At 50.4% G+C, this 403-nt stretch carries 1 protein-coding gene; it reads right to left on the reverse strand.

Annotated features, from left to right (window positions below; genetic code table 11):
- A partial coding sequence (locus ACFWW2_RS01945; protein ID WP_393925679.1) for a LysR family transcriptional regulator occupies positions 1-186 on the reverse strand: 186 nt, incomplete at its 3' end.
- Positions 187-403 lie beyond the last annotated feature (217 nt).

Here is a 403-nt window from a genome sequence, read left to right on the forward strand (position 1 = left end):
GGATCCGGCTCGATCCCGGATGAACAACGCGCCACCGAGTTCGTCCTCGAGTTTCTTGATGGCCGTTGTCAAAGACGGTTGGGAAACATTTGCCGCACTGGCGGCGTGGGTGAAATTGCGATGCTCGCAGACCGCAAGAAAATACCTGATCTGGTTCATTTCCATTGTCGTCTCCTCAATCAGCATCCTTAGCGCTGCACACCAAGGCAACTGCCATAGTTTTTTCCTATTGAAGGATAGGTTTTAGGTATTTGAGTTAGATGCGGTTGGTACGGGACAAGAGCACATCGAAACAACACGATGACATTTAGATAAGGAGACGATCATGAAAACACAAATCCTTCAGGCACTGGCCGCATTGGCTCTGATCACAACTTCCGCAACCGCACAGGACAGCCCGATG

The organism is Yoonia sp. R2-816 (genome assembly GCF_046762905.1).
Taxonomy (GTDB): domain Bacteria; phylum Pseudomonadota; class Alphaproteobacteria; order Rhodobacterales; family Rhodobacteraceae; genus Yoonia.